The following is a 21,246-nucleotide window of genomic DNA, read 5'->3' on the forward strand; positions in this document are numbered from 1 at the left end:
GCCTGCCCCCAGGGCCTGGGGCCTTCGCCCCCGACCCGACGCCGGACCGGGCCCCGGCCGCCCCGGCGCGGTGCCCGGAGCCCGCCCTGGGGCGGTGACCGAAGCCGTCCGTGCCACTGCGCCGTGGCCGGACACCGCTCCCCGGACGAGGGGCCGGGAGCGGGGCCCCGAGGAGGACGGACACGTACCGGACCGTCCCGCGTCGGACGACAGCCCGAGCGAGGCCGGACGGGTGTCGCCCGTACCAGGTCGGGTGGGAGGCGGCCCCGGGACGGAAAGCCACCCGGGCGGAGACGGAACACGCCTCGGACTCCACGCCGCCCCGCGAGGGGGTGGCGTGGAGCGCGGGCTCAGGTGAGTCCGAGCCGCTCGGCGGCGGCGTCCGCGTCGACGGGTACCACGAGGGGCTGGGGCGCGCCGGCCACCGCCCAGTCCGGGTCCTTGAGGCCGTTGCCGGTGACGGTGCAGACGATGCGCTGCCCCGCCTCGACCTTGCCCTGCTCGGTGGCCTGGATCAGTCCGGCGACCGACGCCGCGGAGGCGGGCTCCACGAAGACGCCCTCCTGCGCGGCCAACAGCCGGTAGGCACGGAGGATCTGACGGTCGGTCACCATGTCGATGAAGCCGTCCGACTCGTCGCGGGCCTGCTCGGCGAGCGTCCAGGACGCCGGGTTGCCGATCCGGATGGCGGTGGCGATGGTGCTGGGCTCCTTGACGGCCTCGCCCCGCACCAGGGGGGCCGCCCCGGAGGCCTGGTAGCCCCACATGCGGGGCGCCCGGGTGGCGGGCCCGTCCTCGCGGTACTCCCGGTAGCCCTTCCAGTAGGCGGTGATGTTGCCCGCGTTGCCCACCGGGAGCACGTGGATGTCGGGGGCGTCACCGAGCATGTCGACGACCTCGAACGCCGCGGTCTTCTGCCCCTCGATCCGTACCGGGTTGACGGAATTGACCAGTGACACCGGGTACTTGTCCGACAGGCCGCGGGCCAGTTCCAGGCAGTCGTCGAAGTTGCCGTCCACCTGGAGGATCTTCGCGCCGTGCACCAGTGCCTGCCCCATCTTGCCCAGAGCGATCTTGCCCTGCGGCACGAGGACGGCGCAGACCATGCCGGCCCGTACGGCGTAGGCGGCGGCCGAGGCGGAGGTGTTGCCGGTGGAGGCGCAGATGACGGCCTGGGAGCCCTCTTCCTTGGCGCGGGTGATGGCCATCGTCATCCCGCGGTCCTTGAAGGAGCCGGTGGGGTTGGCGCCCTCCACCTTCAGGTGCACGTCGCAGCCGGTCAGGTCGGAGAGCACGCGGGCGGGCACCAGCGGCGTGCCACCCTCACGGAGGGTGACAGGAGTGGTGTCGGGGGCGACCGGGAGGCGCTCCCGGTACTCCTCGATGATGCCGCGCCACTGCGGCCGCCCCGCGCCACCGCGGGCTGCCGGCGCGGACGCGGGCGCCTCCTGGGGGATCCGAGACATCTCAGGCTCCATGACGGTCACTGTTCCTTGGCTCCCTTGTCGACCATTGTCCGGCGCCGGGGCCCGCTGCCCACCGCGCCGGGCCGTTCGCGCCGCGTACGACCGCCTGGGCGGTACCGCGGGTGCTCATTCGCCCTCGACCCGCATGATGCTGGCCACCCCGCGCACCGTGTCGAGGCCGCGGAGCGCCTCGACCGTCGCGCTGAGCGCGGCGTCCGGGGCACGGTGGGTGACGACGACCAGCCAGGCCCCGTCGTGCGGGCCTTCCTTGCCCTTCTGACGCACGGTGTCGATGGAGACGCCGTGCTCGGCGAAGACCGTTGCGACCTGCGCCAGGACACCGGACTTGTCCGCCACGTCCAGGCTGATGTGATACCGGGTGACCACCTCGCCCATGGGGGAAACCGGCAGCTGCGCGTACGCCGACTCCCCGGGCCCCTTGCCGCCGCTGAGCCTGTTGCGACAGGCGGCGACCAGGTCGCCGAGGACGGCCGAGGCGGTGGGCGAACCTCCCGCGCCGGGGCCGTAGAACATCAGCTGCCCGGCCGCCTCGGACTCCACGAAGACCGCGTTGTAGGCCTCGCGTACCGAGGCCAGCGGGTGGCTGAGCGGGATCATCGCGGGGTGCACCCGCGCGGTCACGGAGCGGCCGTCCGCGGCGCGCTCGCAGATGGCCAGCAGTTTGACGGTGCAGCCCATGCGCTGCGCGGAGGCGATGTCGGCGGCCGTCACGTCGGACAGCCCCTCGCGGTGCACGTCGTCGAGGCGTACGCGGGTGTGGAAGGCGATGCCCGCGAGGATGGCCGCCTTGGCCGCCGCGTCGAAGCCCTCGACGTCTGCGGTGGGATCGGCCTCCGCGTAGCCGAGCGCGGTGGCCTCGTCGAGGGCCTCGCTGTACCCGGCGCCGGTGGACTCCATGCGGTCGAGGATGAAGTTCGTGGTGCCGTTGACGATGCCGAGGACGCGGTTGACCTTGTCGCCGGCCAGGGACTCGCGCAGCGGCCGCACCAGCGGGATGGCGGCGGCCACGGCCGCCTCGTAGTACAGGTCGACGCCGTGCTTCTCGGCGGACTCGTGGAGGGTGGCGCCGTCCTCGGCCAGCAGCGCCTTGTTCGCCGTCACGACGCCGGCGCCGTGCTCGAACGCGGTGGTGATCAGGGTCCGCGCGGGTTCGATGCCGCCGATGACCTCCACGGCGACGTCGATGTCCTCGCGGGCGGCGAGGGCCGCGGCGTCGGTGGTGACCAGCTCGGGGTCGATGCCCGCGCGGACGCGGTCGGGACGGCGGACGGCGACGCCGGCCAGCTCCAGCGGGGCGCCGATGCGCTGGGCGAGATCGTCGGCGTGCGTCGTCATGATGCGTGCCACCTCTGAGCCGACGACCCCACAGCCCAGCAGCGCCACCTTCAGCGGACGCGTACGCATCATTCGACCTCTTTTTCCGTCTGTCTTCCGTCTGTTCCGGGCCCAGCTTCGCCGTTCAAGTCTCACTTACCGGAACGGAGATTCCACGCCGGGTCCAGTATGTGGGACGTATATCTCGCTAGCCGACATCGAGTCGCAGGAGATCTTCCTCCGTCTCACGCCGCACGATGGTGCGCGCCTCCCCGTCCCGTACGGCGATCACCGGCGGGCGCAGCGCATGGTTGTAGTTGCTCGCCATCGACCGGCAGTACGCGCCGGTCGCGGGGACCGCCAACAGGTCGCCGGGGGCCAGGTCGGCGGGGAGGAAGGCATCCCGCACCACGATGTCGCCGCTCTCGCAGTGCTTGCCGACCACCCGGCTGAGCATCGGCTCCGCCGTGGAGGCGCGGGAGACCAGCGCCACGCTGTACTCGGCGTCGTACAGCGCGGTGCGGATGTTGTCCGACATGCCGCCGTCCACGCTCACGTACGTACGCAGCCCCTCCAACTCCTTGAGCGTGCCGACCTCGTACAGCGTGAAGGCCGTCGGTCCCACGATCGCCCGCCCCGGCTCCACCGACAGCCGCGGCACCGCCAGCCCCGCCGCCTCGCACTCGCGGGTGACGATGTCCCCCAGCGACTTGGCGATCTCGTGCGGCTCCCGCGGGTCGTCGTCGGAGGTGTACGCGATCCCCAGACCGCCGCCCAGGTCGATCTCCGGCAGCTCGACACCGTGCTCGTCCCGCACCTCGGCCAGCAGACCCACCACGCGGCGGGCCGAGACCTCGAAGCCAGCCATGTCGAAGATCTGCGAGCCGATGTGCGAGTGGATACCGGTCAGCTCCAGGCTCTCCAGCATCAGCACCCGGCGCACCGCCTCGGCCGCCTGCCCTCCCCCGGCCTCCGGCCGGGAGGTGCCCCCAGCCAGTGCCAGGCCGAACTTCTGGTCCTCGTGAGCGGTCGCGATGAACTCATGGGTGTGCGCCTCGACACCCACCGTCACCCGGATCTGCACCGGCTGCCGACGGCCCAGCTCCCGGGCGATGTGCGCGACGCGGGCGATCTCCTGGAACGAGTCCAGCACGATCCGCCCCACCCCGGCCTCCACGGCCCGGGTGATCTCCTCAGTCGACTTGTTGTTTCCGTGCAGCGCGATGCGCTCGGGCGGCATCCCGGCGGCCAGCGCGGTCGCCAGCTCGCCCCCCGAGCACACGTCGAGGTTCAGCCCCTCCTCGTACAGCCAGCGCACCACCGCGCGGGAGAGAAAGGCCTTCCCGGCGTAGAAGACGTCGGCGTCGGCCCCGAAGGCGTCCCGCCACGCCCGGCAACGGGCCCGGAAATCGGTCTCGTCCAGCACATAGGCCGGGGTACCGAACTCCTCCGCGAGGGCGCGGACGTCCAGCCCGCCCACCGAGACGGCTCCCTCGTCGCCACGTCGGACCGTCTGCGCCCACACGCGCGGGTCCAGCGCGTTGAGATCGGCGGGCGGCGCGGTGAAGTGGCCCTCGGGGAGGACGTCGCCGTGTCGTGGTCCTGCGGGGTGTGCGGAGCGGCTCATGATCTGGAGTCCCTGTGTCCCTTGGTCGCAAGTCTCAAAGATGTGCGGGTGCGGTCACGCCGAGCCGGGACAGGCCGCCTGCCAGCACCGCCCCGGTGGCCTCGGCGAGGGCCAGCCGGCCGCGGTGGGCGGCCCCGGGTTTCTCCTCACCACGCGGCAGCGGCACGCACGCACTCTCGAACACCCCGAAAGCGCCCGCGACGGCGTCGAGGTGCCGGGCGAGCGGACCCGGCGCCGTGATACGGGCACAGTCCGCCAGCAACGCCAGCAGCGTCCTCCCCGCGGGGGCGAGGGGCTCGGCCCCGATCTCCCGAGCGGCCGGCCGGATCCCCAGCCGGCGCCCGTTCCGCAGCCACGCGCAGCAGCGGGCATGCGCGTACTGCACGCGGAAGAGCGAACTCGCACGCTCCGTACGGACCGCCAGCGACGCCGGGCTCTCCCCGGTGAGCTCCGCCCACCGCGGGATGTCACGGCCCGGGGTGTCCGTGGGCTCCGCGTCGAGGCCGAGCTCCGCGGCCGGGCCGGGTACCCCACCCGGCCGCCCCGCCACCAGGGAGCGCACCAGCGCGGCCCGCCCGGCCCCGGTCAGCGTCACATTGACGAACCCGTCGCCCACGACGCGGGCCTCGGCGATGGAACCACCGCGAGCACCCTCCGCGGGGCAAGCGGGGCCGCAGGAGCCGGAGAACTCTGTGGCGTCGGCGGCATGGGAGGGGTGCCCGAGGTAGTCGGCGGAATGAGAGGGATGCCCGAGGTTCGGGGGCGGTACAGGGAGCGCGGGCCGGGACAGCTCGCGGCACACCAGCTCCGCGACCTCACGCGGGGTACGCCCGCTGCGGGCCGCGGCCTGGAAGGCCGCCCCGGTCGCGTAGTCCCCTCCGCCCCGCCGCGGCGGCGACTCCACCACGACACGCACCTCCTGCAGACCCCGCACGTCCCGGGCGCTGCCGTGATCGTCGGGGAGCGCACGGCAGAGCACCTGCCGGATGGTGCGCGAGAGCTGGGCGGGGGTCACAGAGCAAGCGTATGGGAGGCGGGGTGGGTACGCGCGAGCCGGTTTCGTCACCTGGGACGGGACCGCACCACCACGGCGGCGGCACGGCAGGGCCACCGCGCCGGGTACGGCTCCGACCAGGTCATGCGGCCCCTCCGCCACGCTGCGCGCTCACCCGCGTACGAACCGCGCCGGGCGCACGGAACGTCACGGCCCGGGGGGCGTCGGCCGTCAGGGCTCGACGACCTCGGAGACGGGGCCGAACGTACCGCCCTCGTCCCCCGCCCCTCCGGCCTCCGGTCTGCCGTGCATCAGACGGCGCACCAGCCGCACCAGGTCTGCGGGCTCGAAAGGCTTCGCGAGGAAGGCGTCCACACCGTCCTCACCGCCGACCACGCCCTCGCTCTCCCACTCGGTGCACGCACTGACCAGCGCGAGGGGCAGGTGCCGCGTCCGCGGATCGGCACGCAGCCGCTCCGCCGTCCGCACCCCGTCCAGACGTGGCATCACGGCATCGAGCGTCACGACATCAGGCCGCACACCGTGCACCACATCCAGGCACTCGGCACCGTCGACGGCGGTCACCACCTCGAAGCCCTCCAGCTCGAGGTTGACCCTGATCAACTGCCGGATGACACTGCTGTCGTCGACAACGAGCACCCGGCCGGACATACCTGGCACACCCCGAAGCGTAGGTGCGCCCCACGCCCCGCGTCCGGCTTTTGCCCATTTCCACCGCCCCGCCCTCCCCACTGAACCGGTTTCCACCCCACCCCCGGTGACCTGGTAGTGTTCTACCTGTCGCCGCAACAACGACACGCCCCCGTAGCTCAGGGGATAGAGCAACGGCCTCCGGAGCCGTGTGCGCAGGTTCGAATCCTGCCGGGGGTACTTCGACTGAAGTGCTGAAACGCCTCGTGACCAGCTTGGATGCTGGTGCGGGGCGTTTGTCGTTGTCGTGGTGCAGCCGGTCGCTGCCGGGTGCCGGGGCGAGGCCGTGGGGCCCCAGCGGCGGGGCGATGATCCCGGTGGCCCCTTTCGCGAGGTGGCCCCGCCCTTCTCCCCCGGTCGGGGCGGGGTCTCAAGCGGAGGGACCCTGCACACCGTAGCGGTGTCCACCGGCACAGCAGGAGGGGCCGATTGCCGGGCTCCCTCCATGGGCAGGCCCGGCAGCCGGCGGGTGGCCGTCAGGTGCGGGAGGCGACCACGTAGGCCATGAGTTCGGCGTCCAGCAGCGCGGGGTCTGCCATGCGGGAGCCCGCGGTGTAGGAGTTGAGCAGTGCTTTGGTGACCCGGAGGGCGTCCGGGGAGCGGCGGACGACGGGGCGTGCCCACTCCTGGACGGCGGTGTCCAGTTCCGTCTCGGGAACCACCCGGTGCAGGACGCAGAGCCGCTGTGCCTCCTCGGCGCCGAACGCGCGGCCCGTGAGGATGAGTTCGCGGATTCGGGCGGCTCCGGCCTCGCTCAGCAGCCGGGGAAGCGCGCCGCCCCATGCGGTCGGCAGGCCCAGGGCGAGCTCGGGCAGTCGGAAGCGGGAGTCCTCGGAGCCGACGCGCAGGTCGCAGTGGAGCGCGAGGGCCATCCCGGCTCCGACGGCTTGGCCCTGCACCCGGGCGATCGTGACGGCGTGCGCGGTGGACAGCGCCTCGCAGACCCGGCGGGCCTTGTCCCCCGAGGTGCGGATGCCGGCGCCGGTGCGGTCCTGCGCGATCATCGCGGCGAACTCGCGCCGGTCGCCGCCGAGGCAGAAGTCGGGTCCGGCCCCGGAGAGGACCACGACCCGGATCTCGGAGAGATCGGGCAGCGCCGTGAGCACGCTCAGCAGATCGTCGAGCAGCGGCTCGGTGACGACGTTCCCCGTCTCGGGGCTGTCGAACTCCACCGAGAGCACAGGTCCCCGCTGCTCGACCCTGAGATGCTTCAACTCTCCGAACACGTGCTCTCCGTTCGCCCTGTCATCGCGCGGTCAGTTTCAGCTCCGTGAGCCGACGGAAGGCTACCCGCGGCGCGAACACGGGAGGAGAGCTGATCTCCAGGGACGGGAGCCGGCGGAGCAGCCCGGTGAGCAGCGTGGTCGCCTCCAGGCGCGCCAGTGCGGCGCCCATGCAGTAGTGCGGGCCGCCCCCGAAGCTCAGGTGACCGGCCTTCCGGCGCACGTCGAAGGCGTCGGGGTCGGGGTGGCGCCGGGGGTCGTGGTTGGCCGCGCCGATCATCACGTGCACCATGGCGTCCTGTTCCAGGGGGACACCGCCCAGCACCGTGGGCTCCGCCGCGATGCGGGTGTTGACATGTATCGCGGGGTCGTAGCGCAGGACTTCCTCGACGGCGTCCGGCACGTGCTCGGGGTGCGCCTTCAGCCAGTGCCACTGATCGGGGTTCCGGGCGAGCAGCACGACCATGACGGACAGCAGTGTGGAGGCCGTCTCCAAGGCGGCGATGGTGAGGAACATCGTCAGGTTGTAGAGGGCCTCGTCGGCGGTCTCCCGGTCCGGTTCCCTCTCGTCCCAGGTCCGTATCCAGGCCGACACCGGGTCGTCGCCGGGGTGCCGACGGCGGCGGCGGATGAACTCGGTGAAGTACTCGCGCAGTCCGAGCATGCCGCTCCAGGAGGCCTCCAGCTGGCTCTTGGAGGGCAGCAGCTCCTGCGCGAACACCTGACTGTGTGTCAGTTCGCGCAGATGCGGGTGGTCCTGCGAGGGGATACCGAGCCAGTGTCCCAGGGTGGCGACCGGCAGCTCCTCGCTGACGAGCGGCACGAGGTCGGCCTCCCCGTCCCGGAGCGCCTCGACGAGCCGGTCGAGGAGCCGCTCGACGAGCCTGGCCACCTCGGGCCTGAGCGCCTCGATGGTGCTCCGGCCGAAGACGTTGCCCAACGAATGCCGCTGCCAGGAGTGCTCCGGGGGGTTGAGCCCGGCCAGCGTCTTGCTCATCTCCCATGAGGCGGGCGCGTTCCAGCGGGCGGAGTCGCCCTGCCTCCTGCGCCATGCCGCGTCGGGGACGGGCCAGGTCCTGTCGCGCAGGACCTGTTCGCAGACCCTGTAACTGGTGAGCAGGTACCCGCCCCAGGGGGCAGGTACCACCTCGCCCATCTCACGGAGTTCGGCGTACAAAGGGAGGGGATTCGCTTGCCCACCGGAAGACCTGAGCCGGGCGAGCAGAGAAACCACGGCCCGGCGGTCGACGGATATGTCGGCGACGGCAGACTCCACGAACCGCTCCTTAGCGAGACGCACGGACTATGCCGACGTCATACCCCAGACGTTCGATGAGCATGCGGACGCCGAAATTCCCGACATCAGGCGCGCCACCAGGACAAGAAGGAACTCCACCAGCCCGACTTCTCCGACCGGGAGGCGGGCTGTTGAGAGCCTGCGGCCTCCTGCGCGGGGATCTGTGAGCCGTAGGGGGAGGCCGCCTCGGGGCGCTCGGGACGGGTCGGAGTGAACTGCGCGGGAAGCGACTGCAGCGCCCGGTGGAAGGGGCCCGGCCGCCACGGCAGGCTCTCGGCGGGAACCGAGAGCTCGATGTCGGGCAGATGATTCAGCAGCGTCTCCACTGCCATGACCGCGATGAGCCGGGCCGGCTCCTTGGCGGGACAGGCGTGCGGCCCGGCCCCCCAGGCGAGGTGGGCCCGTTTGCTCAGCAACTGCCGGGACGAGGAGAGCGCGGGGTCGGTGTTCGCCGCGGCGAAGCTGATGAGCACCGGGTCGCCGGCGGGGAGCCGGACGCCGTTGAGATCAACGTCACGTACGGGGTAGTGAGCGGCGTAGTTGGCCAGCGGGGGGTCGTTCCACAGCACGTCGTCGATGGCGTCCTCGACCAGCATGCCGCCCCCGTGGCCTCCGGAGTTCTGGTCCTCGGCCAGCAGCAGCCGCAGGGCCCCGGCTATGACGTTCTGCTGCGGCTCGGTGCCGGCGCCCATGAGGGTGACGAGCTGGTGCACGAGCTCCTCGTCGGACAGCCGGGACGAGTGCTGCATGAGCCAGGTGGTGATGTCCTCGCCGGGCTGTGCCCGCTTGAGGGCGATCAGGTCGATCAGGGCTCCGGTGAGTTCGGCGTTGGCCCGTTCCGCATCCACGCCGTCGAAGATCCCGGACATGCCGGAGACCAGCCGGTCACCGATCTCGCTCGGGCAGCCGAACAGCTCGTTGAACACCAGCAGGGGCAGCACCTTGGCGTACTCGTTGAGCAGGTCCACCTGGCCCCGGGCGCTGAACCGGCCGATGAGATAGCCCGCGACACGCTCCACGTGCCGGCCCAGCCGGTACAGGTCCAACTGCGCCAGGCTGTCGGTGACGGCCTGGCGCAGCCGCATGTGCTCCGCGCCGTCGGAGAAGAGGCAGTTGGGCCGGTAGGCGAGCATCGGCAGCGCCGGGCTGTCCGGCGGAACCCGCCCCTCGTTGAAGGCGCGCCAGCGGCGCGAGTCCTTCGCGTAGAGCTCGGGGTTCTGCAACACCTGGAGGGCCGCGGCGTACTCGGTCACGAGACTGGCGTCCACGCCTGGTGCCAGCTCCACCGGTCCGGCCGGGCCGAACTGGCGCAGGTACGCGTAGAAGCTTCCGGGGTCGGCGGCGAAGGCCTCCCCGTGCAGCGGCACTCTGCCGTTGCCGCCGCCCTGGTGGGACACCGGGCAGCCCGACGAGGGACCGTGGAGCTCTGGCTGGGAGTTCATGGGGAATTTCCTAGGTGTGCCGGTTCAACAGATAGCGGACCAAGGTGATCAGGGCGTGCGCAGATGATGTCCGGTCGCGGGCGTCGCAGGCGACGACGGGCGTATGGGGAACCAGGTCCAGGGCTTCCTTCAATTCCTCTGCCGGATACTTCTGGTGGTCGTCGAACTGGTTGACCGCGATGGCGTAGTCCAGGCCGTACTGCTCGACGAGGTCGATCACGGGGAACGTCTCTTCGAGACGCTCGGGGTCGATGAGGATCAGCGCCCCGAGCGCCCCTCGCGCCATGTCCTCCCAGACCTGGATGAAGCGCTGCTGCCCCGGTGTTCCGAACAGGTAGAGGACCAACGTCTCACTCAGGGTGAGCCGCCCGAAGTCCATCGCCACGGTGGTCGTGGTCTTCCCCCGCACGCCTTTCAGGTCGTCTATGCGCGACCCGGCCTGCGTCATCGTTTCCTCGGTGCGCAGCGGGGCGATCTCGGACAGCGTTCCGATAAGCGTCGTCTTGCCCACGGCGAAGTGTCCGACGACGAGGATCTTCGCCGCCTTCTGCACGCCTTCGGATACGTAGGTACTGCTACCCGAAGCGAGCTTGGAGCCCATACAACACCTCCTCGAGGATTTTCTTGTCGACCAGTTCCGCGGGCGCCGGAGCAGCCCGGGTGAGGAGCCGTCCCTGCTCCGCCAGGTCCGTGAGGAGGACCCGCACGATTCCGACGGGCAGCTGCAGGTGCCCCGCGACCTCGGCGACGGAGAGGAATCCGCCCGAGCACAGGTCCCACAGCGCGCGCATCTCCGGCTCCAGCAGCCGCGGCGGCTCCTCGTCGGAGACCGTCACCAGCGTGATCATGGAGAAGCGGTCGTCCCGGGGAGGCTCACGTCCGTTGGTGATCACATACGGACGCACTAATCCGTTGTTCACCGGGTCATGTTCGTCGGGGGAGGTCATACGCGGCTGTCCGCGTTCTCCCGGGGCGGCGTGGTGAGCACCTTCCCGAGCTGACCGACGAGTTGCTGCATACGGAAGGAGATGTCGGCCATATCGACGTCTGCCGTGGCCGACAGCGCCAGATAAGCTCCCTCCCCGGCGGCGATCAGGAAAACCCATCCGCCGTCGAACTCGATCAGGGTCTGACGCCACCGCATGTCGGGATGCGGGTCGCAGAATCCGGAGACCGTGCGGCTCAGCGACTGCATACCGCTCATCGCCGCGGCGACGGTTTCCGCCTGGTCCCGCTCCACTTCGTTGGAACGGGCCATGAGCAGGCCGTCGGCCGAGACAAGAATGGCGTGACGCGCACCGGGCACCTCAAGGGCACTGTCGAGCATCCACGACAGATCATTGTTCACCGCGGTCCATCTCCTTCCCGATTCACGTGTCCTTCCTGATCCGATTGCGCCGCGCGGCCCGACCGGGTGCCTCGCTGGAAAGCACCCAGGATGGAGGCCGTTTCCTCGCTGGAACGCGCCGGGGCGACGGGTGGCTCGGCAGACGGCACGACAGACATGGGGCTGTTGCGCCGACGCTTCGGAAGTCCGCTGGCCGTCGTCCCCCTCGCCGGCTGCGGCTGAGGTTGGGGCTGTGGTGGCTGTGGCTGGTATTGAGGCCGAGGTTCGGGCTGCGGCTCGGGCCCGTAGGCGGACTGCGCCACCGGAAGCGGCTGCGGGGCCTGGACGGGCGGCGCGGGCACGTCCTGCGGGAAGGCCGCGGGCGCGTCCTGCGGGTAGGGCACCGGCGCCGGGTGTCCCGACCACTGCTCCTGCGGGTGCCGGGCGGGCTCGGGGAATTCCGCAACCGATCGCTCGCTCTCCGGAACACCGGTCGTGAGGATCTCGTCGGGCAGAAGGACCACTGCGCGCACCCCTCCGTAGGGGGAGTCGGTGTCGACCGAGACACTGAATCCGTACCGTGCCGCCAGGACACCGATCACCGCGAAACCGAACTGGGGCGGGTTGCCGAGGCCGGTCACACCTGTCGGACGCCGTGGCGCCAGCAGCCGGGCAGCCCGATCCCGTTCCTCTTCCGACATGCCGACACCGGCGTCGTCGACGAGGATGCAGACACCCTTGGGCACGGACCTGATGTTGATCTCGACCTGGGTCTCCGGCGCCGAGTAGCTCGTCGCGTTGTCCAGCAGCTCGGCGACGGCGAGCGCCACCGGCTCCACGGCGCGGCTGACGATCGCGAGGTTGCTCTGCGAACGGATCTCGATCCGGGTGTAGTGCCGGATGCGGCCCTTGGCGCTGCGGACCACGTCGTAGAGCGAGGCGTCCGCACGCTGACGGCCCAGCCACCCGTCGCACAGCACGGCGATCGCCTGGGCACGCCGTCCGAACTGCGTGTTGGTGTGGTCGATCTCCAAAAGGTCGCGGAGGATCTGGGAGTCGCCGTACTTCTCCTGCAGCCGGGAGACGACCACCTGCTGCTCGTTGGCCAGGGACTGCAGGGTCCGCATGGCGGTCTTCAGCGCGGTCTTGGTGGCCTCTTCCGCCTTGTTCTGTGCCTCGGCGACGGCGGCGGTGTGACCGGCCTCCAGGCCGGCACAGTGAGTCCTCAGATCGCGGTTCTCGCCGCGAAGCCGTGCGGTCACTCTGCGCTGGCGGTAGATCGTGGCCGCCGCGATCGGCGCCCCGGCAATCAGACCCCAGACGGCCGGGTCCTGTAGGTATTGGGTCATATGACTCTCTTCAAACGACTGGACAGGCGGTTTGCCCGGGTGACGCGTCGTCGGCCTGGGACAACGCCCACCGCGTAGCCGACGGCTCGCACCCCGGCCCCTCGGGGCTCGCCTGACGCCCCGTCAGTGTCGAGGATGAGTTCGATGATCGTAACATCGTACGGAACATCAAATTCCTTTTCGGGCCGAGAGCTTGACGCATGCCGACGTCCTGACCCGGGAAATCGGGCCAACTCGGCGGCGCCGCAGGGTGGTAGACCCAGCGGGGACAGTACTAGAGGCCGCACCCCGACCGCCGCCGTTTCGCCTCGGTAGGACAGTTGGCAGGACCCGGCCCCCTCTCACGACCCGCGCACCGCTCACCTTCTCGGAGTAAGTACCGGTCACAGGCATGGCGGGACTGGAGCAGCCCTGCCGTACGGGCGTGCGGAACCGGGCAGAGAGTTCGAAAGCGGACCCGTCTTCTCGGCACCCCGCAGAACAGGACGCCGGACACACGGTCATCTGCGGGCAGGAGAACGCTCGTTGCGGACATCGCGCGCGGGAGTGGGAAAACCGCCTCGCGCCCGGCATCCCGCATGGCCGCCTGGCCTGCGGTACCGCGCCGAGGCGGGCGCGGGTCCGGCGGACGAGGAAACCCCCGGCGGCGCAGAAACCGTCGCCCCGGAGGTGCCGTGTCCGCGACGCACTGTGCGTCATAGTCGTGTAAAGGCCCCTGATCACACGCAAGGGAGCTGCAGTTCCAGCCGGCTGTCTCGGTCGGTGCGGGGGTCGTTTTCAGCCGCCGAGGTATGGGAGCGCTGACTGATGTACCCAGCCCTTGCTTTCTGGCCCATCGCCGCCACTCTGGTCACCGGCCTGGTGGCCTTCATCGTCATGACGGTTCTCTCCCTGGCCGGCACCCGGCCAGGGGACCGACCGGCCATCCTTCAAGCACTCGCCGATGTCCTGCGGGCATTCCGCGGCGAGGAACACTCCCGCCGCTGAGCCTGCCCCGCTGGGACCGCCGTGCGTCTCGGGGCCGCTGTCGAGCGGGTACGCCGGTGGCCCCGGGCCGGCCGAGGGCGAGAAAGCGGTCGGTCCGACGGGCCGGGCGGCGCTGCGCGTCGGTGCCGCTGCGGGCGGTGCCGTCCGTCGCCGGCGGTCACACCGCGGGCGGGTCGTCCTCGGCGTCCGCCACGGCCTGGAGCTGCTGGACGTAACCGGGGGTCCAGCCGGTGACGTCGGCGATGGTGGTGCACGCGCTCGGATCCTCGGCGTCGCGGAGCAGGGCGACCACTTCCGCCTGGACGTCGAGGCCTGCCGCGTTGTAGGCCTCTTCCGCCTCGCGGTAACGCTTCACGGCCAGTTCCAGTTTCGCGGTGTCCATGAGGGCATGGTCGCCCACAGGCACGTTCCCGGACCAGCTGGGGCACGACGCCAGGCGGCCGGAAGTGTTCCGGCCTCGGTGGCGGGACCGCTGGAGAAGGTCAGGCGCAAACATTCACCTCTTCCTCACTCACTCTCCTCGTCCCGGTGGCCACGGCCGCGTCCGACCCCGTGGCCGCGTCCGGGCCGGTGCACACCACGCCCTTCGTGCGCGTTCCCGTAGTCCCTTTCCTGCCGACTTCCGTGAGCGTGCCGGTGCCGGTGGTCGAGGTGTGCCCGTACGACAGCCACGGGGCACTCCGCGTGGTGGAGGACCGCCTGGCTGACCGACCCGAGCAGCAGGCCCGTGAAGCCGCCCCGGCCGCGGGCGCCGACGACCAGGAGCTGGGCGTCCTCGCTCGCCGAGAGGAGCGCTTGCCGGGTGTACTCCTGTACGAGCCGCGGGGTCACCTTGACGTCGGGATACTGTTCGCGCCAGCCGGCGAGAGCTGTCGAGAGGATCCGGTCCTCCTCGGAGCGGAACACGTCGACGTCGTAGTAGGTGGGCACCGGGGCCCCGGGCCCCGCCGCGACGGGTCCTGTCCAGTTGTTCCAGTTGTGCATCGCGACGAGTTCGGCACCGCGCAGCGACGCCTCTTCGAAGGCCCAGCCGACGGCCGGATCCCCGACCTCCGATCCGTCCACGCCCAGCAGCACCGGGCCGGTGGGTCTCTTCCGTCCCCGGGTGACCAGGACGGGGCACTCGGCGTGGGCGGCCAGGTAGACGGCGACCGAGCCGACGAGCAGCCCGGTGAAGCCGCCCAGTCCACGGGTGCCGACCACGACCAGGGCGGCGCCGTGCGACTCCGTGGTGAGGACGGAGAGCGGGTCGCCGGTGATCACCGCGTGGGTGACCTCCACGGTCGGCTCGGCGGTCCTGGCGCGCGCGGCGGCCTGTTCGGCGGTCTGATGGGCGAGGTTGCGCAGCCCGCCCTCGGGCGGGCCCATGACCGACGGGCCGAGCGGCACCTTCGTCGTCGGCCAGACGAAGGCGTGGACGACGTGCAGCGCGCTGCCGCGAAGCCTCGCCTCCCGGGCGGCGACATCCACGGCATCAAGGCTCGACGGAGAGCCGTCGACTCCCACCACAACGGTCCCGGTCACGCCGTGCTCCCTTCCGGGACCGCGCGCCGCAGCGCTCCCGGCTCCGCGTCCCGTCTTCAGGGATACCGCTCAGCGAGCCGGGCGGCAGGGCCGGATGGCCCGAACGGGCGGGGCCGGCGGGGAAGAGGCCGCCTCGCTCACCCGCACGAGGGAAGGCGTGCACCCGGAACGATGAACCGACGTTTCGAGGCCGCCGATCGTCGTCCGGGTGAACGTGCGCAACCAACACCGTGCGGCCCAGTTGTCCAGTGCGCTCCGCGTCGAGCTCCACATCAGGAGGACTATCAATGATCAAGAACGCGCTGGCCACCGCCGCCGCCGCGACCGCCATCGTCGGGGTGGCGGCCCCCCAGGCCTCGGCCATCAGCGACGACCACGGCACCACGACCGTGAACGGCAACGGCGCGGCCCAGAGCTACGGCAACTCCGCGACCTACGGGAACTGGAGCCCCCAGTTCGCACTGATCCAGGGCTCGTTGAACAAGCCCTGCATCGGTCTGCCGCTGAAGGGCAACGCCGGTTCGCTCGTGGGTCTGGTGAACGTCGCCGTCCAGGACGTCAACGTCCTGTCGAACCCGCAGAACCAGCAGTGTGTCGAGAACTCCACCCAGGCCAAGGGTGACGAGCCGCTCTCGCACGTTCTGAACGACCTTCCCCTCGTCTCCGGGAACGGCGCCGGAAACCGCTGAGGCGGGTTTCCACCGCGACCCGAGCGGAACGCGGACACCGCTGACACCGCGGACACCGCAGGTAATGCGGACAACGAAGAACAGGGCCCGGGGCACACATGTGCCCCGGGCTCTCGTCGTTTCCTCGCACGACAGACCGTGGCTCTCCGGCACACGTCCGGACCGGCTGCGCCGACAGGCACCAACCGGCGCGCGGCACAGGCGCGTTGCCTGGCGGATACACCACCTCGCAGATGGTTCCCGAAAAGGCCCCGGTTCCCTCCCGTGAGTGAACAAGACGACCCGGACATTGGGCCATCCGAGGGAGACACCGGTGATTTCGGCATAACTCGTGTCGTACGGATCGTGGCCTCGTTACGAATGGCGACAGCGGATTGCGGGCGATCAGCCAGCACTCGTGGACATACGAAATCCGTGGTCCAGGGAAACCCGCTTGAGAAAGGACTCCCACGTGAAGTACACGAAGGTCGCGACCGTCGCCGCAGGCACGCTGATGGCCCTGGGCACGGCCGCCGCTCCGGCCCTCGCCGACTCGGGCGCCCAGGGTGGGGCCGCCAACTCCCCCGGTGTCATCTCGGGCAACGTCATCCAGGTCCCGGTGCACGTCCCGGTCCAGGTCTGCGGCAACACGATCGACGTCATCGGTCTGCTCAACCCGGCGTTCGGCAACACCTGCGTCAGCGACTGACGCTCCCCGCCTCGTGCGCGGGAACCATTTCGGACCGGCTCCGGTGCGTCGGGTGAGGAGCCCACGCGCCGGAGCCGTCCGGTTTCCTGATGGACGGACAGGGGACGGGTGAGGACTCGCGCGTCCGCCCCGTCCACCTTCCGCAACAGACTGAGAGCAGGAAGAGACCATGCGAAAGGTCTTGAGCAAGAGCCTCCTGACCGCGGCCGCCACGACAGGGGTGCTCGCCGGTGTGGCCGGGTACGCGCAGGCCGACGCGGGAGCCGGTGGTGGCGCCACCGGCTCCCCCGGCGTGCTGTCCGGCAACGCCGTGCAGGCTCCGGTGCACATCCCGGCCAACGTCTGCGGCAACACGGTGGACGTCGTCGGCGTGCTGAACCCCACGTTCGGCAACGGGTGCACCAACGAGCCCACCCACCACACCCCTCCGCAGCACCGCCCGCCGCGGGAGGAGCCGCACAAGCCTCCGCAGCGGACCGAGGAGGAGCCTCCGGAGCACAAGGCGCCCGAGGTGCCGCAGGGCCACACGCCGCACAAGCCCGCCGCCCCGGTGGAGAAGCCGGCCGCCGAGCCCGAGGCGCCGACGCGGGTCGAGTCGGCCCCGGTTGCCGAGAAGGCAGCCGAGGCCCCCGAGCCGGCAACTCCCGCCCTGGCGGAAACAGGTGCGGAGCGCACCTGGGGTGCGGCGGCGCTCGGCCTCGGCGCGGTACTGGGCGGCACGGTGCTCTACCGCCGTGCGACCCGGCGCCTGGGCTGACGCGGCCTCCCGGCCGACGCCTCTCAGCAGCCACGGCGGCTCGATCGACACCGCTCCGGCTGGTGTGATCTCGGCCGACAAGCCGTAGCGGCACCCGCGACACGTCCGTCTCCGCGGCGAAGGCATGCGCGTGACGCCAGTCGCGCGAGTCCTTGCCTTCGCTCCGTTCGTCAACGGAAACGCGCAAACGCGGAACGGTCCCAGACCGTTCCGCGTTTGCGTGGTCGTTGCACGGCCGGCAGGGAGCGGGGCGGTCTCGTTTCCGGCCCCGGAGTGGGTCGTTGTCAGGGAGGCCTGGAAACTCTGTCACCTTCCGGAGGAAGAAGCGCCATATGAAGTACAAGAAGACCGCAGCCGCCCTTGCGGGCTCGGTGATGGCCCTGGGCGTCGGCACACCCGCATTCGCGAGCCAGCCCGCCGCCGGACCGAATTTCAGTCTCAATGGTGCCCTCGACGACGCGCTCGCCAGTGGCGAACTGTTTTCGGAGCCCCCGGTGCACGTCGCGGGGCCGCAGGTGGACGCTTTGATGGACACCGTGAAAGGCACCGCACGGAACGGCGAGCTGACCACCGACCAGAACCTGCTGGGCGGCCTGCCCCTGTTGTCGTAGGTCCGGGAGCGCCGGGCGTCCGGTTCTCCAGTCACGGCACATTCACCATTCAGGTGAAAAAGAACAACTCAGAGAGCGGAAGACAGTTGAACCCGGCGTCCCAGACTTCCGCACTCTTCGAAGAGGAACGGTAAAACCCATGATCAAGAAGGCTCTGTCCACCGCCACGGTGGCTGTCTCGCTCGTCGGCGTCTCCGCGCTCGCCGCCCCGCAGGCGTTCGCGACCGGCAACGACACCGGCACCACCTCGGTCAACGGGAACGGTGCCGACCAGAGCTTCGGCAACGCCGCCACCAAGGGCAACGGCAGCCCGCAGTTCCAGGCCGTTCAGGGCACGCTGAACAAGCCCTGCGTCGGCCTGCCGGCCAAGGTCAACGTCGGCTCCGTCGTCGGCCTGGTGAACGTGGCCGTCCAGGACATCAACGTCCTGCACAACCCGCAGAACCAGCAGTGCTCGGACAACTCCTCGCAGGCCAAGGGTGACGACTCGCTGTCGCACATCCTGGACGACATCCCGGTCCTGTCCGGGAACGGCGAGCACAACAACTGAGGCCGAGGACCGCGAGCTCGCCGTAGCGGACAGGCACGCGCCTGACGTCGGCGAGCGAGGCTTCCCCAGCCGAAGCAGACGCACACGGAAGAAGCCACCGGCAGCCGGCCGGTGGCTTCTTCCGTGTTCCGATGTTTCCGGTTCTGCCGTGTACGCCTCCCCCGTGCCCCCGCTCCCCCGTTTTCCGTTCTCCTGGTTCTGCCCTGCCCGGGTGTCAGCCGGGCAGGGCGTCGGTCACCGTGTTGGCCACCGGACCGACCAGGGGGAGCTCTCCCAGCGAGGCGCCGCGGGCGAGAGGACCGGTCAGCGCAGCGGTGCTCACCGGCTTGAAGTCGGCCACCTGGGTGCCGACGCTGTTGTCCAGCGGGTCGGTCCCGGTGTTGGCCAGCGGGTTGATCTGAAGGTCCTTGACGGTGTCGAGCGTCCTGCCGAGTGCCACACCGGCGCCGCGTGTCGTCTCCCGTACCGGAGCCGCCAGACCGCCGCTGAGAGCCTCGGCCGCGGCATCCCCGCCCTTCTGTGTCGCCTTGCCGCCGTTCCCCTGCGCCGTGCCGCCGTCCGCCGCCGTCGCAGCCGGCCCTCCCGCTCCGAGGGCCACGCCGACGGCCGTGGCGAGCAGCCCGGCGCGTACGAGCACGCGGGTGCGTCGGCCGGGAGCTTTGTGACGGGCTTTTCCAGAGTTGAGCATGTGTCACCACCGAGTAGGTATGGCTCGAAACACGAGAGACAGTACGTAACCGTGTAACCGCATACGGTAGTCGAGCAGCGTCTTGGGACTCCAACCCCGCACCGGTGCCGACCGGCACCCACCGAGGAGGAGGGCGCGCCGGTGCACGGCGGGTCAGCACAGGGGCGACGTACGCATGAACGAGAGTGCACACGGTGGCGTGTTCGCGGTCCGAAGGTGGTCAGTGAGGGTGATTCCGGGACGGTGAGCGGCCCCTCGCGCCACTAGTGTGCCGGTCCATGACTTCCCCGCAGACCGCCCAGGGCGGCTTCCGGCAGCGCAGCCTTGGCACCCTCACCGTCCTCGGCTGGGCCGGCCCGTACGGAGACGGCCAGGACATGGCGTTCCTGCTCGTCTACTCGCTCGGCGACGGCGCAGACGGCCCGGCAGGGACGGCCGCGGCGATGCACACGCTCGCGGAGGAGGTCGGGCTGCCGGTGGGGACGGAGGCGGTGGACGTCGCCACAGCGGGCCGCCGGTTTCCCCTGACGTTGATCGTCGAGGGGGGACAAGCGGCGCTGACGATGCCGAAGCTGACGGTTCAATACCCGGCGCCGCCCGAGTGGGTCGCAGCCGCACGCGAGCGTGGGCAGGTCTATCTGATGATGGCCACCACGCCGTGGCCCCAGGCGGCCTCGGGCACCGCTATCGGCGAGCAGGCGCTGCGGGAGTTCGTGAGCGAGGAGATGATGGCGTCGGCGGCGCACTGCCTGCTGCCTGTGCGCGGGCTCAGCCGCTGACCGCGGAGGGCTGCCCGGAAGACTCTCAGCGCACCGGCTTCCTTGAGGACGTCACTTGGGCGGGCCGCTCGGAGCGCTCGTGACGGGGCGGAAGTCGCAGTGCAGTGCGGCATCGACGGGGGCAGCCGTGAGCCGGTTGGCCAGGGTGGAGAGCGTGTAGACGCCGACCCCGAGGACGACTTCGAGGGCCTGCTCGGACGTGTAGCCGTACCCGAGGAAGGCGTCGAGCACCTCCGGGTCCGCCTCGCCCGCGCGGTCGAGCAGGTTCACCGTGAAGGCACGGACGGCTTCGAGGCGCCCGTCAGGCAGCGGAAGCTCCTCCCGCAGCAGCTGCACCAGCTCCTCGTCCGCCCCCAGGGCGTGCAGCTTGCGGGTGTGCAGTGCGATACACACGCCGCAGGCGTTCCGGGCGGCGACGGTGAGAACGACGGTCTCCCGCGCCAGCGGGTCGAGGGTACTCGTCTCGAACACGGCGCTCGCCTTCAAGAAGGTCTCCAGGGCCCGCGGAGAGGCAGCCATGCGCGCCACCGCGGCCGGCACGAAGCCCAGCTGTCTTCGGACAGCGTCCAGGAGGGGCCGCGCGGGGGCGGGGGCGGTCTCACGGGTGAGGTCTGCGAACACAGGAGTGGCCTTTTCGGGCACGGCGGCATCCTCCGTAGAGTGGTCAATGTGGTTGTCGAAAAAAAGGTAAACCAGGTTGTCGATTCTGTCGAGGGGTCTCCGGCTCCGCAGGAGCGCTGGGGGTTCGAACTGCCTCTGCTGCTGTTCGCCGGTTTCCGTTCACTCATCGACCAGTTGCACGCGGAGCTCGCCGATCACGGGTACGGCGAGCTCCGTCCGGCGCACGGATTTGCGCTGCAGGCAGTCGGGCGGGAGGGAGTGAGCGCGAGCGAACTGGGCCGGCGGCTCGGGGTCTCCAAACAGGCAGCAGGGAAGACGGTCGACCGGCTCGCGGCGCTGGGCTTCGTGAAGCGGACCTCGGACCAGGCGGACGCACGGCGGAAGCTGGTGCGGCTCACTCCGCGCGGACAGGACGCGCTGACCCTCTCGGCCGCCGTCTTCCAGGAGTTGCGGGGCCAGTGGGCTGACCGGTTGGGACCGCGCCGACTGGAGGAGCTGGAGGACGCGCTGGAGAGCGTGGTCGGCCCGGCGGCGTTCCGGCTGGACGCGGCCGGGTGGTTCGGGGACTGAGGCAGCCCATG

Annotated in this window: 24 protein-coding genes and 1 tRNA gene; 9 read left to right on the plus strand and 16 right to left on the minus strand. The window is 70.7% G+C overall.

All coding sequences use genetic code 11. The features are described 5' to 3' along the window. Positions 1-350: 350 nt before the first annotated feature. The 5 genes from thrC to H297_RS0101630 form a co-directional block, all read right to left on the minus strand. Positions 351-1,466, minus strand: coding sequence for a threonine synthase (gene thrC, locus H297_RS0101610; RefSeq protein WP_486589365.1), 1,116 nt, complete (start codon positions 1,464-1,466; stop codon positions 351-353). A 126-nt stretch (positions 1,467-1,592) separates the two neighbouring features. Next, positions 1,593-2,891, minus strand: coding sequence for a homoserine dehydrogenase (locus H297_RS0101615; protein WP_027735623.1), 1,299 nt, complete (start codon positions 2,889-2,891; stop codon positions 1,593-1,595). 118 nt (positions 2,892-3,009) lie between these two features. Continuing rightward, entirely contained in the window at positions 3,010-4,428 is a 1,419-nt protein-coding gene (gene lysA, locus H297_RS0101620) for a diaminopimelate decarboxylase (RefSeq protein ID WP_027735624.1), read from the minus strand. Between the two features lie 34 nt (positions 4,429-4,462). After that, on the minus strand, positions 4,463-5,443 hold the full coding sequence (locus tag H297_RS0101625) for a DALR anticodon-binding domain-containing protein (RefSeq protein WP_027735625.1): 981 nt from the start codon (positions 5,441-5,443) through the stop codon (positions 4,463-4,465). Positions 5,444-5,653: 210 nt separating this feature from the next. Beyond that, the gene (locus H297_RS0101630) at positions 5,654-6,094 is read right to left on the minus strand and encodes a response regulator (RefSeq protein WP_027735626.1); all 441 of its coding nucleotides are present in this window, start codon (positions 6,092-6,094) and stop codon (positions 5,654-5,656) included. 147 nt (positions 6,095-6,241) lie between these two features. Here H297_RS0101630 and H297_RS0101635 point away from each other — a divergent pair. Continuing rightward, positions 6,242-6,313: transfer RNA gene (locus H297_RS0101635), tRNA-Arg, on the plus strand. 296 nt (positions 6,314-6,609) lie between these two features. On the opposite strand, the gene H297_RS0101640 is transcribed toward H297_RS0101635, so the two are convergent. The 7 genes from H297_RS0101640 to H297_RS0101670 form a co-directional block, all read right to left on the minus strand. Next, complete coding sequence (locus tag H297_RS0101640) at positions 6,610-7,359, minus strand: enoyl-CoA hydratase/isomerase family protein (RefSeq protein WP_027735627.1); 750 nt, start codon at positions 7,357-7,359, stop codon at positions 6,610-6,612. Positions 7,360-7,378: 19 nt separating this feature from the next. Then, on the minus strand, positions 7,379-8,512 hold the full coding sequence (locus tag H297_RS0101645; RefSeq protein WP_027735628.1) for a cytochrome P450: 1,134 nt from the start codon (positions 8,510-8,512) through the stop codon (positions 7,379-7,381). Between the two features lie 206 nt (positions 8,513-8,718). Further along, a complete protein-coding gene (locus H297_RS0101650) occupies positions 8,719-10,095 on the minus strand; it encodes a cytochrome P450 (protein WP_027735629.1) in 1,377 nt (458 codons plus the stop codon). Positions 10,096-10,105: 10 nt separating this feature from the next. Beyond that, positions 10,106-10,696 carry an ATP/GTP-binding protein gene (locus H297_RS0101655; protein ID WP_027735630.1) on the minus strand — a complete coding sequence of 197 codons (591 nt, stop codon included), beginning with the start codon at positions 10,694-10,696 and terminating at the stop codon, positions 10,106-10,108. After that, the gene (locus H297_RS0101660) at positions 10,671-11,042 is read right to left on the minus strand and encodes a DUF742 domain-containing protein (protein ID WP_027735631.1); all 372 of its coding nucleotides are present in this window, start codon (positions 11,040-11,042) and stop codon (positions 10,671-10,673) included. Before H297_RS0101660 ends, H297_RS0101655 begins: the two co-directional genes overlap by 26 nt. Then, positions 11,039-11,443, minus strand: a complete 405-nt coding sequence (locus H297_RS0101665; RefSeq protein ID WP_027735632.1) for a roadblock/LC7 domain-containing protein — start codon at positions 11,441-11,443, stop codon at positions 11,039-11,041. Before H297_RS0101665 ends, H297_RS0101660 begins: the two co-directional genes overlap by 4 nt. After that, positions 11,440-12,771 (minus strand): ATP-binding protein, encoded by a 1,332-nt coding sequence (locus tag H297_RS0101670; protein WP_027735633.1) that lies wholly within the window; start codon positions 12,769-12,771, stop codon positions 11,440-11,442. The genes H297_RS0101665 and H297_RS0101670 overlap by 4 nt, the downstream gene beginning before the upstream one ends. Before the next feature lie 807 nt (positions 12,772-13,578). Between H297_RS0101670 and H297_RS0101675 the strand changes: the two genes are divergently transcribed. After that, positions 13,579-13,758 (plus strand): hypothetical protein, encoded by a 180-nt coding sequence (locus tag H297_RS0101675; RefSeq protein WP_027735634.1) that lies wholly within the window; start codon positions 13,579-13,581, stop codon positions 13,756-13,758. A gap of 157 nt (positions 13,759-13,915) precedes the next feature. Here the strand turns inward: H297_RS0101675 and H297_RS0101680 are convergent, their stop codons facing one another. Next, positions 13,916-14,140 carry a hypothetical protein gene (locus H297_RS0101680; RefSeq protein ID WP_027735635.1) on the minus strand — a complete coding sequence of 75 codons (225 nt, stop codon included), beginning with the start codon at positions 14,138-14,140 and terminating at the stop codon, positions 13,916-13,918. Positions 14,141-14,265: 125 nt separating this feature from the next. Further along, a complete protein-coding gene (locus H297_RS33900; protein WP_078513659.1) occupies positions 14,266-15,282 on the minus strand; it encodes a universal stress protein in 1,017 nt (338 codons plus the stop codon). A 287-nt stretch (positions 15,283-15,569) separates the two neighbouring features. On the opposite strand from H297_RS33900, the gene H297_RS0101690 reads away from it, so the two are divergent. The 5 genes from H297_RS0101690 to H297_RS0101710 all read left to right on the plus strand — a co-directional run bounded on the left by H297_RS0101690 (position 15,570) and on the right by H297_RS0101710 (position 18,577). Further along, complete coding sequence (locus H297_RS0101690; protein WP_027735636.1) at positions 15,570-15,971, plus strand: rodlin; 402 nt, start codon at positions 15,570-15,572, stop codon at positions 15,969-15,971. Positions 15,972-16,422: 451 nt separating this feature from the next. Then, positions 16,423-16,659, plus strand: a complete 237-nt coding sequence (locus H297_RS0101695) for a chaplin (RefSeq protein WP_027735637.1) — start codon at positions 16,423-16,425, stop codon at positions 16,657-16,659. Positions 16,660-16,828: 169 nt separating this feature from the next. Further along, entirely contained in the window at positions 16,829-17,416 is a 588-nt protein-coding gene (locus H297_RS0101700; protein ID WP_027735638.1) for a chaplin family protein, read from the plus strand. A 332-nt stretch (positions 17,417-17,748) separates the two neighbouring features. Beyond that, positions 17,749-18,027, plus strand: coding sequence for a hypothetical protein (locus tag H297_RS33905; protein ID WP_037792481.1), 279 nt, complete (start codon positions 17,749-17,751; stop codon positions 18,025-18,027). A gap of 139 nt (positions 18,028-18,166) precedes the next feature. Next, a complete protein-coding gene (locus tag H297_RS0101710; protein ID WP_027735639.1) occupies positions 18,167-18,577 on the plus strand; it encodes a rodlin in 411 nt (136 codons plus the stop codon). A 214-nt stretch (positions 18,578-18,791) separates the two neighbouring features. On the opposite strand, the gene H297_RS0101715 is transcribed toward H297_RS0101710, so the two are convergent. Next, the gene (locus tag H297_RS0101715) at positions 18,792-19,265 is read right to left on the minus strand and encodes a hypothetical protein (protein ID WP_027735640.1); all 474 of its coding nucleotides are present in this window, start codon (positions 19,263-19,265) and stop codon (positions 18,792-18,794) included. Positions 19,266-19,543: 278 nt separating this feature from the next. Between H297_RS0101715 and H297_RS0101720 the strand changes: the two genes are divergently transcribed. Beyond that, positions 19,544-20,044, plus strand: coding sequence for a DUF5949 family protein (locus H297_RS0101720; protein ID WP_027735641.1), 501 nt, complete (start codon positions 19,544-19,546; stop codon positions 20,042-20,044). A 51-nt stretch (positions 20,045-20,095) separates the two neighbouring features. Here the strand turns inward: H297_RS0101720 and H297_RS33910 are convergent, their stop codons facing one another. After that, positions 20,096-20,563, minus strand: a complete 468-nt coding sequence (locus tag H297_RS33910) for a carboxymuconolactone decarboxylase family protein (RefSeq protein WP_486589366.1) — start codon at positions 20,561-20,563, stop codon at positions 20,096-20,098. A 150-nt stretch (positions 20,564-20,713) separates the two neighbouring features. On the opposite strand from H297_RS33910, the gene H297_RS0101730 reads away from it, so the two are divergent. Then, entirely contained in the window at positions 20,714-21,235 is a 522-nt protein-coding gene (locus tag H297_RS0101730) for a MarR family transcriptional regulator (RefSeq protein ID WP_199787123.1), read from the plus strand. The last annotated feature ends 11 nt before the right edge of the window (positions 21,236-21,246 follow it).

The sequence above is a fragment of the Streptomyces sp. CNT360 genome, assembly GCF_000424785.1.

Excerpts from the sequence above, each read along its gene's own strand:
- H297_RS33910 (WP_486589366.1), bottom strand. The coding sequence starts at position 20,563 with ATGGCTGCCTCTCCGCGGGCCCTGGAGACCTTCTTGAAGGCGAGCGCC.
- H297_RS0101655 (WP_027735630.1), bottom strand. The coding sequence starts at position 10,696 with ATGGGCTCCAAGCTCGCTTCGGGTAGCAGTACCTACGTATCCGAAGGC.
- H297_RS0101710 (WP_027735639.1), top strand. The coding sequence starts at position 18,167 with ATGATCAAGAAGGCTCTGTCCACCGCCACGGTGGCTGTCTCGCTCGTC.
- H297_RS0101675 (WP_027735634.1), top strand. The coding sequence starts at position 13,579 with ATGTACCCAGCCCTTGCTTTCTGGCCCATCGCCGCCACTCTGGTCACC.
- H297_RS0101700 (WP_027735638.1), top strand. The coding sequence starts at position 16,829 with ATGCGAAAGGTCTTGAGCAAGAGCCTCCTGACCGCGGCCGCCACGACA.
- H297_RS0101670 (WP_027735633.1), bottom strand. The coding sequence starts at position 12,771 with ATGACCCAATACCTACAGGACCCGGCCGTCTGGGGTCTGATTGCCGGG.
- H297_RS0101650 (WP_027735629.1), bottom strand. The coding sequence starts at position 10,095 with ATGAACTCCCAGCCAGAGCTCCACGGTCCCTCGTCGGGCTGCCCGGTG.
- thrC (WP_486589365.1), bottom strand. The coding sequence starts at position 1,466 with ATGTCTCGGATCCCCCAGGAGGCGCCCGCGTCCGCGCCGGCAGCCCGC.
- H297_RS0101680 (WP_027735635.1), bottom strand. The coding sequence starts at position 14,140 with ATGGACACCGCGAAACTGGAACTGGCCGTGAAGCGTTACCGCGAGGCG.
- H297_RS0101715 (WP_027735640.1), bottom strand. The coding sequence starts at position 19,265 with ATGCTCAACTCTGGAAAAGCCCGTCACAAAGCTCCCGGCCGACGCACC.
- H297_RS0101645 (WP_027735628.1), bottom strand. The coding sequence starts at position 8,512 with ATGGGCGAGGTGGTACCTGCCCCCTGGGGCGGGTACCTGCTCACCAGT.
- lysA (WP_027735624.1), bottom strand. The coding sequence starts at position 4,428 with ATGAGCCGCTCCGCACACCCCGCAGGACCACGACACGGCGACGTCCTC.
- H297_RS0101720 (WP_027735641.1), top strand. The coding sequence starts at position 19,544 with ATGACTTCCCCGCAGACCGCCCAGGGCGGCTTCCGGCAGCGCAGCCTT.
- H297_RS0101690 (WP_027735636.1), top strand. The coding sequence starts at position 15,570 with ATGATCAAGAACGCGCTGGCCACCGCCGCCGCCGCGACCGCCATCGTC.
- H297_RS0101630 (WP_027735626.1), bottom strand. The coding sequence starts at position 6,094 with ATGTCCGGCCGGGTGCTCGTTGTCGACGACAGCAGTGTCATCCGGCAG.
- H297_RS0101615 (WP_027735623.1), bottom strand. The coding sequence starts at position 2,891 with ATGCGTACGCGTCCGCTGAAGGTGGCGCTGCTGGGCTGTGGGGTCGTC.
- H297_RS0101660 (WP_027735631.1), bottom strand. The coding sequence starts at position 11,042 with ATGACCTCCCCCGACGAACATGACCCGGTGAACAACGGATTAGTGCGT.
- H297_RS33905 (WP_037792481.1), top strand. The coding sequence starts at position 17,749 with ATGAAGTACAAGAAGACCGCAGCCGCCCTTGCGGGCTCGGTGATGGCC.